The sequence below is a fragment of the Streptomyces sp. LARHCF249 genome, from assembly GCF_052871255.1.
Map to the genome: position 1 here is coordinate 38,173 of NZ_JBIXJQ010000016.1, position 17,047 is coordinate 55,219.

The window sequence follows — 17,047 nt, forward strand, 5'->3', positions numbered from 1 at the left end:
CGGAGGATGGTATTCCATGTGGCTTTTAGTGGAATCGCGACCAACCAATCGAGGGAATCCAGCCATCGCGCATACGAAGGGTCGAGTTTCGGGCAATCTTACGAATCTTGCAGGTCGGTGGGGTGGCTTGTCCAGATTGGTTCGGGTTGAGCGAATTCCCGGCAGGCTAAGATCTCGGCCCAATTGATCTACTCGGCGACCGTGGGGGGCGTGCCGTGTCGGCACCAGCTGGACTGCGCACGATAAGAAGACGCTCGACGATCCAAAAACGCATCACAGTTCCGCTTTTAGTCGCGCTTTCGCTGCTCGTGGGCGCGGGGACGGCCCAGGCCGCACAGTGGCAGCCCAAAGATCAACGCCGCTGGTCACCGGGCACATTGAGCAAAACCGAATCGGTCTCCGGAAAAACTGCTCCGAAGTCCGACCCGAAGAGGCCGAAGGGCGACGGCGCGGCCGCCTGGCGCCCTCGGGACGTGTTCTGGCCACCCGCCTCCAAGGCCGAGGTGGATCTGGCCGCCGCGCCGCCTGCCGCGCCGCCTGCTGCGCCGCGCGGTTCGCTCTTCACCAAACCGGCGCCCTCCAGCGGCGGCCCGGTGGCGCCTGCCGCAGACCCGAACCGCGCTGGAGCCGCGCCAATTTGGGTGAGCCCCACTGCAGACAAGGACGCACCTCGCACCGGCAAAGCCGCTGTGCAGCTGACGGACCGGACGGCCGCCGAGAAGGCCGGTGTCCAGGGCATGCTGCTGGCGGTCCGGCCTGCCGATGCATCGGTGAAGGGCGGCCCAGTCAAGGTCTCGGTGGACGTTTCGCACATCGCGGGGGCGTTCGGCGGCGACTGGCTCTCCAGGGCACGGCTGGTCACGCTCCCCGAGTGCGCGCTGACCACTCCCGAGCGCGCGGAGTGCCGCAGGCAGACTCCTATGCAGACAGCCAGGAACGGCGACCGGATCGGGCTGCTCAGCACGGAGGTTCCACTCAAGAGCGACTCCGTGGCAGAGGGCGCCCGTACCAATGCTGCTTCGACCGATATGGGTGTGGCCGGCGGGGCTACGGTGCTCGGCGTGACGACCGCCCCCGGCGGCCCGGCGGGCACGTACACGGCCACGAGCCTGGCACCGTCGGGCAAGTGGAGCAGCGGCGGTAACACCGGCGGCTTCTCCTGGTCGTACCCCATCGCCGTACCGGACGGACTGGGCGGCGGAAAGCCGGCCATCTCGCTCTCCTACAGCTCACAGTCCGTGGACGGCCGGACGGCAGCCACGAACAACCAGTCCTCATGGATCGGCGAGGGCTGGGACTACTCGCCCGGCTTCGTGGAGCGCAGCTTCAAGCCCTGCGCCAAGGACGGCCAGGCCGAATCCAGCGAACAGTGCATCGCCGGCCACAACGCGACGATCTCCCTGAACGGACGGTCTTCGACCCTCGTACGCGACGACACGTCCGGCGCCTGGCGGCTCGAGAACGACGACGCCTCGAAGGTCGAACGCCTGACCGGCGCGGCCAACGGCGACAACAACGGCGAGTACTGGAAGATCACCACGCCGGACGGGACCCAGTACTACTTCGGTGTCGGCCGCAAGCCCGGCAGCTCCACCGCGCCCGCCACCAACTCCGCCTGGACCACCCCTGTCTACGGGAACAACGCGGGCGAGGAGTGCAACAAGCCGACCTTCGCCGCATCCTCGTGCCTTCAGGCCTGGCGCTGGAACCTCGACTTCGTCGTCGACCCGCGCGGCGGCGTGACCACCCACTGGTACACCACGGAGACCAACCGCTACAAGCAAGGGGTCTCGGCGGCGACTCCGGACGGCACGCTCACCCCGTACACGCGCGGCGGCACCCTCACCAAGATCACTTACGGTTCGAAACTGGCAGACGCGGACACCGTCATGCCGACCGCCCAAGTCCTCTTCGAAACCTCCGAGCGCTGCCTCCCGGAGAAGGACGTCTTCGACTGCGCCCCGGCGAAGCTGACCAAGGCGAACGCCACCAAATGGCCCGACGTTCCCTTCGACCAGAACTGCGCGACCACGGGCATCTGCGAGAACTACTCCGCCACGTTCTGGACCACCAAGCGCCTCACCAAGATCACCACTCAGGTCCTGAACGGCACGGGCGGCTACGACAACGTCGACTTCTACGAGCTGACGCACGAGTTTCCGAACCCGGAGGACAAGACCGCCCCCGCTCTGTGGCTCGCCTCCATCCGGCACACGGGCCATGACGGCGCGACCACCACCGAGCCCGTCACCTTCACAGGTGACTTCCTGAACAACCGCGTCGACTCAAGTGTCGACAACAGGCCTGCGATGAACCGGCGTCGCATCGTCGGCATCACCTCCGAGACCGGCCAGGTGACGGACATCGGCTACGCCGATCCGGACTGCGCCCCGGGCGCCGGGCTCCCGTCCTCCAAGGACGGCAACGTCACCCGCTGCTTCCCGGTCTATTGGAACCCGGACGACAAGAGCCCGCTCGACCCGACCCTGGACTGGTTCCACAAGTACGTCGTCACCCGCGTCACCGAACTCGACAACATCGGCGGCTCCCGCCCTCAAGAGGTCCGCTACGAGTACGTCGGCGGCGCCGCCTGGCACCGGGACGACGAGGAACTGACTGAGGACAAGCGCCGCACCTGGAACCAGTTCCGCGGCTACGAACAGGTCATCACCCGCGCCGGCACCGCCCCTGACCCCGTCTCCAAGACCGCGGCCTTCTACCTGCGCGGCATGGACGGCGACGTCAAGGCCGACGGCAGCAAGCGCACGGCCACCTTCACCGGTCTGGCCGGCAACACGGTCAAGGACAGCGGCCCGCTCGCGGGCACCGTACGGGAAACCCAGACCTTCGCCGCCGACGGCGGCGAACTCATCATGGTGGCCCAGAACGAGCCGTGGCTCTCCCCTGTCACCGCCACCCACAGCCGCGGCACCAAGCTCCCGGTCCTCACCGCGCAGATGCAGCGCGACGGTTCCTCCCGTGAGAAGAAGCTCCGCGCCGACAAGACGTGGCAGACCACCTCGGAGACCGTCAAGTACGACGAGACCTACGGCATGGAGGAGTGGACCCGCGACCAGGCAAACGGGCTTCCGGACACCTGCACCAACCTCTCCTACGCCCGCAACACCGCCACCTGGATGATCGACCGCGTCTCTGAAACCATCGAGACCCAGAGAAGCGACTGCAGCGCCACCGAGACCGAGGCGAACACCCTCAGCCGTAGCCGGACCTACTACGACAACCAGCCTCACGGCACACTGAACGGTCCGGGTCAGGCCACCAGCACCGAGGAACTCGACCGCTTCGAGGCCGGCCAGCCGAAGTACAGCCTGAACGGCACCACCACCTACGACGCCTACGGCCGCGTCACCAGCGCCACGGACGCCGCGGGCGCGAAGACCACGACGGTGTACGAGCCGGCAGCACCGGCCCGCGCCACCACGATGAAGGTCACCAACGCCAAGGACTGGACCACCACGACCACCTCGCACCCTTTGCGGGGAGCGCCGGTCAAGACCGTGGACCAGAACAACCGGACCACCGAGGTGGAGTACGACGCGCTAGGCCGTACGACCGCCGTCTGGCTGCCGGGCCGCGCGCGCAGTGCCAGCGCCAGCAAGGTGTTCACGTACGACGTCAGCAACACCGCGACGAGCTCTGTCACCACCCAGACGCTGCGGTCGGACCTGTCGTACGCGACCTCTATCAGCATCCTCGATTCACTGGGACAGCAAGTGCAGGTCCAGTCGGTACCGCAGAACGGCGAGGTGGGCCGCCGGGTCGTCACCGACACCTGGTACGACAGTCACGGACGTGCCGTCAAGACGAACAATGCCTACGTCAACGCCGACTCCGCCCCGGTGAAGACCCGCTTCATCGCCAACGAAGACATGGTCCCCTCAACGACCACCACCCTTTTCGACGGCCTCGGACGCCCGACAGCCAGCGTGCTCTCCTCCAAGGCACAGGAGCAGTGGCGCACCGTCACCGCCTATCCCGGTGCCGACCGCACCGACACCACCCCACCCAAGGGCGAAAGCGCGAGCAGCGTCATCACGGACGCCCAAGGCCGTACCGTCGAGCGGCGCAAGTACAAGACCGGCAAGCCTGAAGGCGAGTACGACGCCACCCGCTACGCCTACAACACCGACGGCAAGCTGACCCGGATCACCGACCCGGCCGGCAACGCCTGGACGTACGACTATGACCTCCACGGCCGCCAGATCCGTGCCATGGACCCCGACAAGGGCACGTCCACGGTCACGTATGACGCGGCCGACCGGCCCGTATCGTCCGTGGACGCCCGAGGCAAGACGGTCTTCACCAGCTACGACATCCTCGGCCGCCCGACGTCCCGCAACCTCAACGCTGCCGACGGACCGAACCTGGCGACCTACGAGTACGACACCGTGCTCCCCGGTCAGCTGACCGCCTCGACCAGCTGGGTGGACGGCAAGGCCTGGCGCCAGGAGACCACGGGCTACGACATCGGCTACCGGCCCACCGGCACGAAGCTGACCGTGCCGGCCGGCGAAGGAGCCCTCACCGGCACCTACACCGCCACCACCAGCTACGACCCCATCACGGGCCTGGAGCGCCGCACCGTCGTTCCCGCCGCTGGGGGCCTGCCGTCCGAGCGCCTCACGACCAGCCGCAACGCCAACGGGCTGCCCGTCTCCTACGGCGCGGACAGCGTCAACTACGTCAACTTCACCGACTACGACGAACTCGGCCAGGTCCGCCGCACCACCTTCGGCGACGACCCCAAGCAGGCGAGCTTCACGAACGTGCTCGACCCGGCGACCGGACGTCTCCTGAGCACTGAGTTCAAGAAGCAGGACACGAACACCGCGGTCGACATCACGAACTACACCTACACGCAGGCCGGCGATGTCACCTCGATCACCAATACGCAGGGCGCGACCCGCGACACCCAGTGCTTCACCTACGACTACCTCCGCCGCCTGACCCAGGCCTGGACCGACACCGGCACCACCACAACCCAGCCGGGCCCGTCCGTCCCGGGCATCGGCGGCTGCACCAACACCGCTCCCCAGCCCGGCAAAGTCGGCGGCATAACCCCATACCACCAGTCCTTCACCTACGACGTGACGGGCAACCGCACTTCCAGCGTCGACCACGACCCGGCAGGCGACGCCGCCAAGACCGTCACCACGGCCCATACCTACCCGGCTCCCGGCTCCTCTCGCCCACATGCCCCGATCTCCACCAGCAGGACGCTGGGCACGGGTCCGGCCGTCACGGCCGAGACGACATATGACGCGGCGGGCAACACGGTCACCCGCCCCGATGCCGCAGGATCAACCCAAACCCTGAGCTGGACGCCCGAAGGCAAACTCGCCTCAGCCACCACCAAGGCCGGCACCTCCACCTACGCCTACGACGCGGCGGGCAACCGCCTGCTGCGGAAGGACCCCGGCAAGACGACCCTCTACCTCGGTTCGACCGAACTCACCCTCAACACCGCCGCCAACACGGTGACCGGAACCCGCTACTACTCCACACCCGGCGGCACCACGATCGTACGGACCTCCGACGGCAAGGTCTCCTACGTCGCAGTCGACCACCACAACACCGGCACCACCGCGATCGACGCAGCAACACTCCAAGTCCAGCGCCGAGCGACGAAGCCGTTCGGCGAGGAGCGCGGCGCCGCGCCGGCCGCCTGGCCGGGTGAGCACGGCTTCGTCGGAGGCACCCAGGACAAGACCACAGGCCTTACCCACCTCGGAGCGCGCGAGTACGATCCGGCCCTCGGCCGCTTCCTCTCCGTGGACCCGTTGATGGTGGTGGACGACCCCCGCCAACACAACGCCTACCAGTACGCCAACAACAGCCCCCTGACCGAGTCCGACCCGACCGGCGAAGCGCTCGAAGAGTGCAAGAGCGGCATGTACACCTGCACCAAGGGTGGAACCCAGCCCACCGGATACGGAAACAACTACGAGCGAGAAGTTACCAACAGCGGCGGAACACTCGCACCCGAATATGTGAAACAAAAGGCACGCAACAAATACGCCTGCCGAAAAGACCCCAGCTGCAAGTCCTATAAAGCGTACCGGTCAAACTCCCCTAAGAAGGCTGAGAAGAAGACCCTCTGGGACTCCCTGAAGAATGGTGTAGTCAAGAAGTGGGACAACACGCTTGGGAGTGAGGACTGGTGGAGACATAAAGGCGTAAACGTCGTAGTCGGTTTTCTTGCGGCGGCGGGAACGGCGGCTTGCATTGCATCCGTGGTATGCGGTGGCGGCTTGTTCTTGGTGGGCGCGGCTTACCTATTCACTGCCGGGGTGGCCGCCCATATGATGGTTGCGTCTGAAGAAGAGCGAGCTCGAGGGGCTACGCAATTTCTTCTGCCTACCGCGAAGGCTGAGGCAATGGGGATGATTGGTGGGGCGACCTTTGGTCGAGGAATTTTGGGCGGCCTTCTGATGGGCCCCAAGCAGGGAATCGCCGGCCCGGGACTCACGACCCGAGGAGCCTCTGACCCTCTCTTCGCTGGTCTCGGCAGGACCGACTTCGCCAGCATGAGGGGAAGGGTAGTTTCGTACATGAAGAATCTCTTCTAGGTTAATGTGGCGCCCTAGGATTGTGCCGCTGCCCGGGGTTGCTCCGGGCGGCAGCATTTTTTATTCCAAAACCCGCCTGAAAGGTAAAATGACTGCAGGTGGCAATGACGTGGATCCCGCTAGCGAAAGCCTTGGATGGTCATATTAACCTCCGGATGTGCGGTTAGGCTGATGAGACCTAGGATGCTCCATCCGCTTGTCAAGCCATTGCTGGACTCTGCCATCAAGGGTTACTAGCTAAGTAGGCTAAGGCTTATTCCGCCGAAGAGGCGAAAATTCCACGGTGAGGTCCGTGCGAATGTGCTCCGATGTGGGCAAAACGCAATCGCCTGCGTGGATAATCCTCCGGCCTTCTCTTAGGTGCGTATGGTTGGCCCCGCTTGCGGTCGCGGCCCTAATGGCGCAGCTGGGCCTATCAGGGGTGCAGACTCAATACTCACACCGAGGTCTTATTTATGCCGATATGGATTGTTCCCCCAGCGCGATAGGCTGATGGTGACGTATTGGCGCCTGGTGCAACGGGATCCCCCACGGGTGGACCGACCGTCTAGGTCGGCTCGATAGTGGATAGGTGTGCCCTGCCGATATGCTGTGCAGTCAGGATGTCCTGCTGATGGATGGGGAAACAGGTATGGACTTTGTGGTGGGGGCCGTCCTCCTGGCCATGGTTGGGTGGGCCGCTGGTGCTGCGACGCGGGCAGTGACTTCCCGAAGAGCCGGTCGGCGAGCAGAGACCGTTGCTGGAGGTGCGGATGTCTATGTCCCTTGTAGATTGGCTTGGAAGGCCGGAAATGGTGTGCGGGGTTTCGTCTACGGGACGCTCGCTAGTGACGCTCTTGGCGCGTACTTCACGCGGCCGTTGCACCGCCTGATCCGGGTGCCGGTGGGTGGTCGGATCTCGCGCCATGCCCACTGGCGGCCAGGCACGCTGATCCTTCAGTACCGAACGCCGGAAGGGGAGGCGATTCGGTTCCTGTGCTATGACGCTGACTGCGACACGGTTGTCCGGTACTTGCGTGTTCCGAACTCGGCTGCCTTTGACTAACGATTGGCGTTAGGCAGGTGGCTGGGCATGTGAAGTGACCCGCGGAATGTGGACACGGGTGAGGCAAACAGTAGGTCTCGCCCAGTACCGGGGGTAGCCCCAGTCGGCAGTCGATGCGGGCCGCGGTCACGGCGTGCCATAAGCTGCCTGTGTTGCAATTGTAGCTGGATCTACAGGAGTCTTACTCATGGAGCACGGCTCTGAGCGGGAGAGTGGCGATGGCTCGGCACCTGCTCGATATAACCAGGATATTCACGACGAACGCCACTCCGTGCGCGAGGCTCTGCGCGCGGATCTCCCCGCTGCCCACATGGGCCTGGGAGTAACGGTCATCATCTTGATCGTGGTTGCCAGTTTCTCCGGTTTTCGATGGACCTTGATCGTTGCCGGTGCCTTCGTGGCCTGGTTCATTCTTGCGCTGGCAGTGGTTCGCGTCGGCAGCGGCCGTGGCTGGGACGCAGTTCGACGGGCCTACATCGCCACGTTCGGCTGGGGCAACTGGATCTAACCGCGATCTTTCGTGACGGTCCGTCGGTTTCTTCGGCGGGGCCGTTTCGGTTGTTCGGGCTGGGTGGTGGCCAGGCTGATGGCCCCGCTGTCGCGTCGGGTGGGTGCCGGGTTCCACGGCTCCGGTCGGGATGGTGCTGCTTGCAGGGACGGGAAAGTGCTGGTCAGCCGGGGTTGGGGAGAGCTTCGAGCCGTGCCAGGGCGTCGGTGATCACGTCGGTCCAGGGCCAGTGTCGTGCGAATCTCAGGTGCTGGCGGCGGGCGGTCGTGACTATCTGGGCGGCGGCGGAGAAGAGGCGGAGCCGGAGGCGGCGGGGCTCCCACCTGCGGGGTTGGCTCCGTTCACGTGAAGTAGCAGCGAGGGTGTTGTACGTGAAATTGACGAGGAATGTTTCCCTGACTGCCTGGCGGGCCCCTGCCCGCCAGGAGGCCGTATATGCAAGCGGTAGCACGCCTCTGGGCAGAGTCATTCTGACCCGGCGGCCTGGAGACCGAGCGAACGTCGAATCGGCCGCAGAAGCGTGGGAAGACTGGGACGTGTCCCTCCAAGGCGAGCAGAGACTGAAAGCTCACGGGCTTGCAGCTCCGGGTTTCTTGTCCCGCAAGCTACTGCGCAGCGGGATCGCAGTTAGCCTGGACAATGAGGCTTGCCGGGTTACGGTCTCTTCCGCCTACTCCCGACCGAAGCGATCGGTCTGCTTTACGGGACCTTCTGTCAATCTGGCTTTCACTACGAGGGGCCTGAGCATTGATCTGCTGGAACGTGGTGAGGCCCGGGCTGCGAGGAAGGCTGGGGACTGGCAGTTCGCCGCCCCTACGGCGGCTGCTGTTCTTGCCGCATGTCTATTCGAGTGGGCAGAAATGGACTTTTTTCTCCGTACGCCCGGTCTTCGGCTGCTCTAAGAACGCCTAACACAATGAGGTGGGTCGGTCCTGGTGGCCATGTCCGTTCGCTGGGTTGGGTGTTGTCCAGGCCATGGGGGCTTCACCGTGGATCGTGTCGGATGACCTGTGGGAGCGGATCGAGCCGCTATTACCGAAGAGGGAGCGACGGTTCAGGTACCCGGGCCGCAGGCCGGTACCGGACCGGCAGGTGCTGTGCGGGATCCTCTTCGTGCTGCACACCAGCATCCAATGGGAACACTTGCCCCAGGAGCTCGGCTTCGGCTCAGGCATGACCTGCTGGAGACGGCTGCGGGATTGGAACGAGGCAGGTGTCTGGCAGCGGCTGCACGAGGTGCTGCTGGCCGAGCTGAATGCTGCCGCTCGGCTCGACTGGTCGAGGGCATTCGTCGACTCCAGCCACGTCAGGGCATTAAAAGGGGGCTCCAGACGGGCCCGTCGCCGGTCGACCGGGGACGAGCTGGCTCAAAGCATCACCTGATCACTGACGGACACGGCACACCGCTCGCGGTCATCCTCACCGGTGGCAACCGCAACGATGTCACCCAGCTCATGCCCCTGCTCGACGCCATCCCACCCGTCCGAGGCAGGCGCGGCCGGCCACGCCGCAAGCCCCAGGCCATCTTCGCCGACCGCGGCTACGACCACGACATCTACCGCGATCAGGTCCGGGCCCGCCGGATCATCCCGGCCATCGCCCGACGCGGCACCGCCCACGGCAGCGGCTTGGGCGTCTACCGATGGGTCGTCGAGCGCGCCTTCGCCTGGCTCCACGGCTTCAAACGACTCCGCGTCCGCTGGGAACGCCGAGCTGATATCCACGAAGCCTTCCTCAAGCTCGCCTGCTGCTTGATCACCCACCGCCAAGTGCTATCGCTTACCTGACCAGCAACCGCCCATGCCGGAAGACGGGTCCGGCAGACTGATCGCATGAACCGCGACGACCTGGAATCCGCACTCAATCAGGACGGTAGTCCCTCCGCACGTGCCGCACTGGCCGAGCTCCAGGCAGGTTCGGCCTTCGAGCTCTTCCAGAGCCAGACCGCCTCCGCACACCAGCTCTGGGACATCTGGTCGCACCGGCATCAGGTCATGCTCGACACCGGAGTTACCCCTCGTCCCGGGCTGGCCGCAGCCGTCGACAGACTCCATGCCGCGGGAACAGCCCGGATCTACCTGGCGACGATCACCGGCTCGCAGCGACGCTTCACAATCTTCCTCACGGAAGACCTCACCCGTTCCATCGCCTGCATGTAGTCAGCAACCTCATTGTGTTAGACCCTGAGACTCATCGCGGCAGCACCGGCGCCCTGACCGTGGTGAGCGAGTACAGCAGCGGCCGATCCGCACCACCACCGTGGCCGTCCCGGCCCGCGGCTCGGTGGTGCCGGCCAAGGCCGGCCGCCGGATGATAATGCCAGGCGAGAAATGAAGGCGAGGCATGAAAAAGCGGCCCGTTATTCTATTGTCACTGGCTTTGCTTCTGTTCACCGCAGGAGCAGCTGGATTATCAATCACCCAATCGGGAGACGAGAACGATCGCAAGATCGTCAATGCGGATATCGTCGGAATCTGGGTTGGATCCAAGGGGGGCAAATTTGAGATCAGGGAAGATGGCAAGGCTGCACTGAACGGGATCAAACAAAATCCGAGCTGTTTCCCTCCGGAGGATGCCAAATCTCAGGAATTGGCCACGGGTGAGGGGGTATGGGAATTTGCCCGATATCCTGACGAGAGTCCCGGTGTGCGTATTGACTACAGGGTCCCGAACCCGCAGTCCCCGGTGTGTAATATTTGGGCGGTGTGGGTAGGAGGAGATCCAAGCGGGGAGATCCACCTGCTTCATGACGTCGCGCGCGGTGAGCGATTTTCAAGGCCGTCAAATGCGAGATGACGCTCTATAAGTTCAGGTGTTCGGAGCCCTCGTCAGGCCACTGACGGGGGCTCCGCCCGTGTGCGGTGCAGATGTCCCAATGCGGGGCAGGCTTCATTCCCGCCGGCGCCAGGAGCAGCCTGTGTCCTGAAACTCCAGCGGCGCAGTCTCTACCGCTTCCGAGCCTGCAGTGCTGCGCACTAACCACGACCTCGCAGCCGTGCGCCGGAGATGGCTCGACGCGGACACGGGCCCCTCGCATGACTCGATCCGGCTGCGTGCCCCCGGGGCCCGGTCGATACGGTGCGGGCAACAGCTGTTACTCATGGCGCGGAAGGCCCCCCACCTCGGTGGGGGGCCTTGCGTCTTTGGGCGGCTTCGGGCCAGGTCAGGCGACCTGGAGCTTCGGGCGTCCCGTGGGGGCGGGCGGGGCCTGGTGGTAGGTCGGGAGCTTCAGGTTCGGGAGGTCCCCCGCCTGGATGCGGACGAGGGCGGCGCGGAACGCCGCCTCCATGGACTCCGGGGTCTCGTACTTCGCCGCGAGCGGGTGAAGACTGTAGGAATTACCGGCGCGCTCCTCGCTGCGCGGCCGCAGGACGATGTTCAGGTCGCACAGTGGCGCCATGAGCCCGCTGACGGCCTGCGGCGTGACCCCGTACTCGGCGGCCATGTCCTTCTGCCGGACCGGCAGCGTCCCCCCGAACTCGCTGCGGGAAATGAGGTACTGGAGGAACTTGACGGCGGACCCTGACAGCGGCAGGGCCCAGATGCGCTCCGCGACGATCGGAGACATGACGTTGGCCATGGGACAACCTTCCTCGTGAGCGATCGCCCGTGCTCTGGCCGGGCAGCGCCATCACCCGGTTCGCTTCCTTGCCTGGAGATCTTCCTTGACCCCGAAGTCGAGGTCCAGCTCTTCCTGATGGGCCCCCTCCGGTCCCACCGCGTACGGAAACGCCTCGGGGTCGTGTTCGTGCCTCTCGCCGATCTCGGCGAGGACCTCGTGCTGGGCCGTGCTGTTGCCCTGGAACCACAGGCGCACGTTGATCTGGATCCGGCCGTTGCCGGCCTTTTCCACCCAGTTGTAGCCGCAGAGCGCCTGCACGGCACGGTTCACCGTGGAGCGCGTGATCATCTTGCCGCCCTTCTGCGCGGCAATCTTGTTCAGCCCGTCCGTGATCTCCTGCTGCGTGTACTGGGTGATGCCGGTGCCCGGCACCTGCCCTCCGGCCACGAAGAGGAACACGCAGAGCTGGGACTTGGTGATGCTGTTCGCGACGGCCAACTGGGCCAGCAGCTGCGTGAACCAGTTGCTGGCCAGGCTGTAACCGGCTCCCCCGGCCATGTCGTGCACGGCCTTGGGGTCAGCCGTGTACTCGAAGTGGATTCCCTTGAGCCGGCGACGGCCGCTGGGGTCGGCGGCGTGTGCCACCTTCTCTCCGAGCTGCTGCCCGAGGACGGCCAGGATGTCGCCGTACTCGGCCTCGCTGCCCGTGGCGGCAGGGACGGGTACAGGCCGGGGCCCGCGCTGTTGACGACGGGCGGGCGGATCAGATGTCACAGGACCTCCTCGTTCCTCAGGCGGTCCGAGACTATCCAAAAATCAACGCGTGCTTGTCTTTTGACGGGTCGACGCGTCGGAAGACGCCGCCGATCCGGGATCTGTTCGACTCGGACCTCGAAAGTACACAAGGCGTGAAGTTTTTCTGTCCGCAAGCGCCGAAAATACACGGCTGCTTGAGTTGGCGTGTCACAATGAGAGCACATTGGTGTAGACAGCAGGCAGTTTTCGAGGGGCTGTCCGCCGGTAGGCCCAACCCTCTGACCTGCGGCGATCCGGAGCCCATCGGCCTCTTCTGGAAATCAACCGGTGCTTGATTTTTTCGCGAAATGTGCTCGCTGGGTACACATTTGGGTACTCGAAGTGTGTCCTGGGGGACACGTGCGCTGTGACAAACCAGCTAGTCAGAGGCCTGCAAATCGGGGCGCTCTCTTACTACAAGAGCAACCCGCCACGGACGTCGGCCAACCAACCGGTATATGACGCACCATCACCGTGACAGCCACTCACATGCGTCCCGCCGACTGAACCCGCTCGAACCTGCACCACCGAATGTGAGCCCCGACGCTCGGTTCGCCGAACGAGCACAGCCAGTGGCCACCCGCACCACCTCCGGCCTCAGCCACGCTTCCCTGTTTCACAGCACGTCCGACACGCAGTCGCCCATGATGACCGGCCACCCCGGCGGGGCACCGCAAGCCCGCCAGGGCTGAGGAGCTACCGACCCTGGGCGTGCTCGGCCGAGGGGCCTCGGAACGCAGCTGCCCCCGGCCATGGATGCGGCCGGGGGCAGGGGTTGCTTCGGGGCGGGGGTCAGCCGGCGTGCTGGGCGAGGTACTTTTCGATGGCGTCGGCGGCGACCGACGGGCCGTCGACCTGGCGCATCGCGGCGCCCATGGTCTCGACGCGGGCGGTGACCGCGCTGTCGCCGGCCACGGCCGCGACGGCGTCGCGCAGGCTGTCGACGGTGGTGTCGTCCTTGGCCAGGTGGCGGCCCAGGCCCAGCTCGTCGACGCGCAGGGCGTTGGCCTTCTGCTCGTTCATCTGGGGGATCACGACCATGGGCACGCCGTTGTACAGGGACTCCATGACGCTGTTCATGCCGCCGTGGGTGACGAACAGCTTGGCGTGGCGCAGGACTTCGAGCTGCGGCACGTGGCGGCGCACGTCGAAGTTGGCGGGCAGCGGGCCGAGGTCGGCGGCGTCGATGTGGTCGCCGACGGCCATGACGACGTCCCACTCGGTGTCGCCGAACGCGGTGACCGCGGTGCGGAAGAACTCGGCCCAGCCGGTGGCGGCGGTGCCGAGGGAGATCAGCAGGACCGGGCGGTCCGCGGAGGCGGGCTCCCACGAGCCCTGGAACGAGCGGTCGCCCAGGCAGGGGCCGGCGAAGACGAAGCGGTCGTCGAAGGTGTCGCCGTCGTAGTGGAAGTCGCGCGGCAGGAAGATGACGCCGAGCTTCTCGATGTTCTGGAAGAAGGCCATCGGGTCGGCCGGCAGGTTGAATTCCGGAAGGAGACCGGCGAGCTTGCCGAACATTTCCATGACCTGCGGGTCGGCGTATGTGGCCAGCGGGAACTTCTCCTGGATGGAGAAGTGCTCGTTGGCCCCGTAGGTGGGGTAGAGACGGACGAGCGGAATGTCGTGCTTACCGCCGTAGAAACGCCCGCCCCACGACATGAAGTCGTGGACGATGACGTCGGGGCGGTTCTTCTCGTAGAAGGGGCTGACCTGCTCGACGAGGCCGGTCGCGTCATCGAGACAACGCATTCCCTCGCCCGCGTTGGACTCCTCCGTGTAAGGGGAGCGGTAGAACTCACCGAATACGGAGTCGAAGCGGACGGCCTCGGCGCCGACCGCCTCTATTGCGGGCACGAAGTGGTCGGTCACCGTGCAGGTGACCCGATGCCCCCGCTTGACCAGTTCTTCGACGACGCCGAGCGTCGGATTCACGTGGCCGATGGCCGGAAAATTGAAGAACGCAATGTGCGAAGGCATGAAAACCCCTCTTCCTGGAACCGCGGTACGGGCGAACCGTGTGCCACGGTAGCAGTGGCTCCGGTATCCCGAATCCGGGTGGATCCGGGATACCGGAGCTTTCCGGCCAACCGGGAGGAGTATGGCTAGAAAGGCACCGACTTGCCGAGCGCGACGCGCAGGCAGCCGATCTGGCCGCAGTGGTAGGCGTCGTGCATCTGGATGATGGACAGCGCCTTTCCGAGGTTCTTCAGCCGGTCGTCGCCGAACGGCTCGAGCGGGGACTCGCTGTCGAGGTCCTCGGGGCGCAGCCCGGCCACGAAGGCCCGCATCCGCGCGTGCACCTGCTGGTAGAGCTCGATCATCTCCGCCAGCGAAGGCCCCCAGGACCAGTCGTTGTTGTCGTTGCCCGCGTAGTGCCGGGAGAACTCCTCGGTGACGAGGGACTCGGTGCCCTGGTGCAGGGTGGAGAAGTAGTCCGTGGCACAGATGAGGTGCCCGAGGAACCAGACCAGCGGCTTGTGCGGGGCCGGCGCGAGGCGCGCGGTCTCGTTGTCGAAATCCTCGGCGAGCTCCAGCACCATGCCGTAGGCGAGGTCGAAATGGTGCAGGAAATGGGTGGTCAGCGACTGGGACGGCGCCTCGGCGGTCACGGTCATGCGGTTGCTCCTTCTCTTGTCGTTCTCGAGTGGGGCTCAAGGGGTCCTCGAGCGGTCCTCGGTGATCTCAGGCGGAACGGTCCCCGTCGTACGACTCGAATGCGCTCGGGCCGGGCGCCCGGACCTCGTCGAGTTTTGCCTTCGCATCGTCGAAGGTCGGCAGTTCCAGGGTTTCCTCGGAAACCCAGTTCGCGCCTTCCCAGTCGTACATGAGCTCCCTCACCTGGCGCGCCGCCGCCATGTGCGGACCCGATTTCAGGAATCCCTTCAGCGCCTCTTCGTCTTCCCAGATGCTGAGGCTCCGGGTGCTGTTGAAGTTCTTCTCGGATATCGCGAGCGTCACGGCCAGCAGGCCGGATCGGACATACAGCTCGGCGAGAATGGCCTCGTTCAGGGCGATGGCGGCGGGCTCGTGTCCGGGCTTCGGCCAGCCGACGGACGTGGCGATCAGGTGCCGCTTGCGGAGCGGTTCCTTCAGACGGCCGGTTTCCTCGTCGACCGCGGGTCCCACCCACGGGGCGACCACGTTGAGGTCGGACTCGTCCCCGGCCGCGAATTCCCGGAGGGAAACCGGTACCGGCCGCGGCTGCGGTGCTGAATTCTCGGACATTGGGTGTTTCACCGTTCCTTGCGTCGTACGACAAGCCGCTTGATTTCCGCGGCCTGGAGGTGGAGCACACCGAACTCGGGCTTGCGCACGAGTTCCAGCTCCGGGAGCAGCGGCAGCACGGCGTGCAGCACGGCCCGCAGCTCCAGCCGGGCCAGGTGGTGGCCCAGGCAGACGTGCTCGCCGTGTCCGCCGAACGCGATCTGGTCGCTGGCGTCGCGGGTCACGTCGAAGCGGTACGGGTCCTCGAAGACCGCCTCGTCGCGGTTGGCCGCCGGGTACCACATGGCGACCGTCTCGCCCTTGCGGATGAGCTTGCCGCCGATCTCGGTGTCCTGGGTGGCGGTGCGCACGAAGTTCACCGCGATCGACGTCCAGCGCAGAATCTCCTCGACGGCGCCGTCGATCAGCGACGGGTCCTCGATGAGCTTCCGCACCTGGTCCGGGTGCTCCAGCAGGGCCTGGATGCCGCCGGTCGTCGCGTTGCGGGTGGTGCCGATGCCCGCGACCAGCAGGTTGAAGATGGTGTAGAGGATCTCGTGGAAGGACAGCGCCTCCCCCTCGATGCGCGCCCGGGCCAGCCGGCTGAGCACGTCCGTGCCGGTGCCGTCGATCTCGGCCATGCGCTGCTGGACCAGGCCGGCGACATAGCCGTTGAGGGCGCCCATGTTGCGGGCGAAGGCGGCCTCGGCGTCCTCGCCGTCGCGCTGGTTGTCGGGGTCGCCGGGGGCAGTGGTGCCCTCGGTCCACTCGAAGATGTCGTCCCAGTCCTTCAGGGGCGCCCCGACCAGTTCGCAGATCGCCGCGACGGGCAGCCGCGCGGACAGGCTCTTGGCCACGTCCGCGGTGCTGCCGTCCTCGTCGAGCAGGCGGGTGAAGGCCTGCGCGTACTCGGCGGCGAGCTCGTGGAACCGCTCCTCCAGCTCCTTGATCGCCTTGGGCGTGAAGCAGGGGGCCATGACCTGGCGCAGGTGGCGGTGGCGCGGCGCGTCCATGTACGACAGGGCCGGCGGCATGTCCGGGGCGTGCCCGAACATCTCGGCCCGCGCCTCCAGCTGGGCCTCGAACATCTCCACGGCTTCGGGGGTGTCCAGGGTGACGCGCTGGGCGCTGGAGAAGAGCTTCGGGTTGCGCGAGACGTACGCGACGTCCTCGTGCCGGGTCAGCACCCAGAACGGCTCGAAGCCGGGGCGCCGGTACCAGAACACCGGCTCCTCGCGGCGCAGCAGGTCGAACTCCGCGTACGGGTAGCCGCCGTTCGCGGCGTAGGCGGCCTCATCGGTGATGTCGAGGGTGTCGAGAGTGAGCATGACGGTACGTCTCCT

At 65.7% G+C, this 17,047-nt stretch carries 10 protein-coding genes and 2 pseudogenes; 5 read left to right on the forward strand and 7 right to left on the reverse strand.

The genetic code is table 11. From position 1 onward, the window contains the following. The first annotated feature begins 215 nt into the window (after positions 1 to 215). Positions 216 to 6,590 carry an RHS repeat-associated core domain-containing protein gene (locus tag ACIPUC_RS33145; RefSeq protein WP_446594090.1) on the forward strand — a complete coding sequence of 2,125 codons (6,375 nt, stop codon included), beginning with the start codon at positions 216 to 218 and terminating at the stop codon, positions 6,588 to 6,590. 1,232 nt (positions 6,591 to 7,822) lie between these two features. Then, positions 7,823 to 8,143 carry a hypothetical protein gene (locus tag ACIPUC_RS33150; protein ID WP_446594091.1) on the forward strand — a complete coding sequence of 107 codons (321 nt, stop codon included), beginning with the start codon at positions 7,823 to 7,825 and terminating at the stop codon, positions 8,141 to 8,143. Positions 8,144 to 8,306: 163 nt separating this feature from the next. Here the strand turns inward: ACIPUC_RS33150 and ACIPUC_RS33155 are convergent. Continuing rightward, a pseudogene (locus ACIPUC_RS33155) lies at positions 8,307 to 8,504 on the reverse strand (transposase); the annotation flags it as partial. A 614-nt stretch (positions 8,505 to 9,118) separates the two neighbouring features. On the opposite strand from ACIPUC_RS33155, the pseudogene ACIPUC_RS33160 reads away from it, so the two are divergent. From ACIPUC_RS33160 to ACIPUC_RS33170, 3 genes and pseudogenes are all read left to right on the forward strand, one after another. Next, positions 9,119 to 9,843: pseudogene (locus tag ACIPUC_RS33160) on the forward strand (IS5 family transposase); the annotation flags it as partial. Between the two features lie 132 nt (positions 9,844 to 9,975). Next, positions 9,976 to 10,302 (forward strand): hypothetical protein, encoded by a 327-nt coding sequence (locus ACIPUC_RS33165; RefSeq protein ID WP_446594092.1) that lies wholly within the window; start codon positions 9,976 to 9,978, stop codon positions 10,300 to 10,302. 184 nt (positions 10,303 to 10,486) lie between these two features. Further along, positions 10,487 to 10,939, forward strand: coding sequence for a hypothetical protein (locus ACIPUC_RS33170; RefSeq protein ID WP_446594093.1), 453 nt, complete (start codon positions 10,487 to 10,489; stop codon positions 10,937 to 10,939). Between the two features lie 367 nt (positions 10,940 to 11,306). Here the strand turns inward: ACIPUC_RS33170 and ACIPUC_RS33175 are convergent, their stop codons facing one another. The 6 genes from ACIPUC_RS33175 to ACIPUC_RS33200 all read right to left on the reverse strand — a co-directional run bounded on the left by ACIPUC_RS33175 (position 11,307) and on the right by ACIPUC_RS33200 (position 17,032). Then, entirely contained in the window at positions 11,307 to 11,723 is a 417-nt protein-coding gene (locus ACIPUC_RS33175; protein WP_446594094.1) for a hypothetical protein, read from the reverse strand. A gap of 51 nt (positions 11,724 to 11,774) precedes the next feature. Further along, positions 11,775 to 12,479 (reverse strand): hypothetical protein, encoded by a 705-nt coding sequence (locus ACIPUC_RS33180; RefSeq protein ID WP_446594095.1) that lies wholly within the window; start codon positions 12,477 to 12,479, stop codon positions 11,775 to 11,777. 813 nt (positions 12,480 to 13,292) lie between these two features. Then, on the reverse strand, positions 13,293 to 14,477 hold the full coding sequence (locus tag ACIPUC_RS33185; RefSeq protein WP_446594096.1) for a macrolide family glycosyltransferase: 1,185 nt from the start codon (positions 14,475 to 14,477) through the stop codon (positions 13,293 to 13,295). Positions 14,478 to 14,602: 125 nt separating this feature from the next. Then, the gene (locus ACIPUC_RS33190) at positions 14,603 to 15,115 is read right to left on the reverse strand and encodes a DinB family protein (protein ID WP_446594097.1); all 513 of its coding nucleotides are present in this window, start codon (positions 15,113 to 15,115) and stop codon (positions 14,603 to 14,605) included. 67 nt (positions 15,116 to 15,182) lie between these two features. After that, on the reverse strand, positions 15,183 to 15,626 hold the full coding sequence (locus ACIPUC_RS33195) for a DUF3291 domain-containing protein (protein WP_446594098.1): 444 nt from the start codon (positions 15,624 to 15,626) through the stop codon (positions 15,183 to 15,185). 107 nt (positions 15,627 to 15,733) lie between these two features. Next, a complete protein-coding gene (locus tag ACIPUC_RS33200; RefSeq protein WP_446594099.1) occupies positions 15,734 to 17,032 on the reverse strand; it encodes a cytochrome P450 in 1,299 nt (432 codons plus the stop codon). Positions 17,033 to 17,047: the final 15 nt, after the last annotated feature.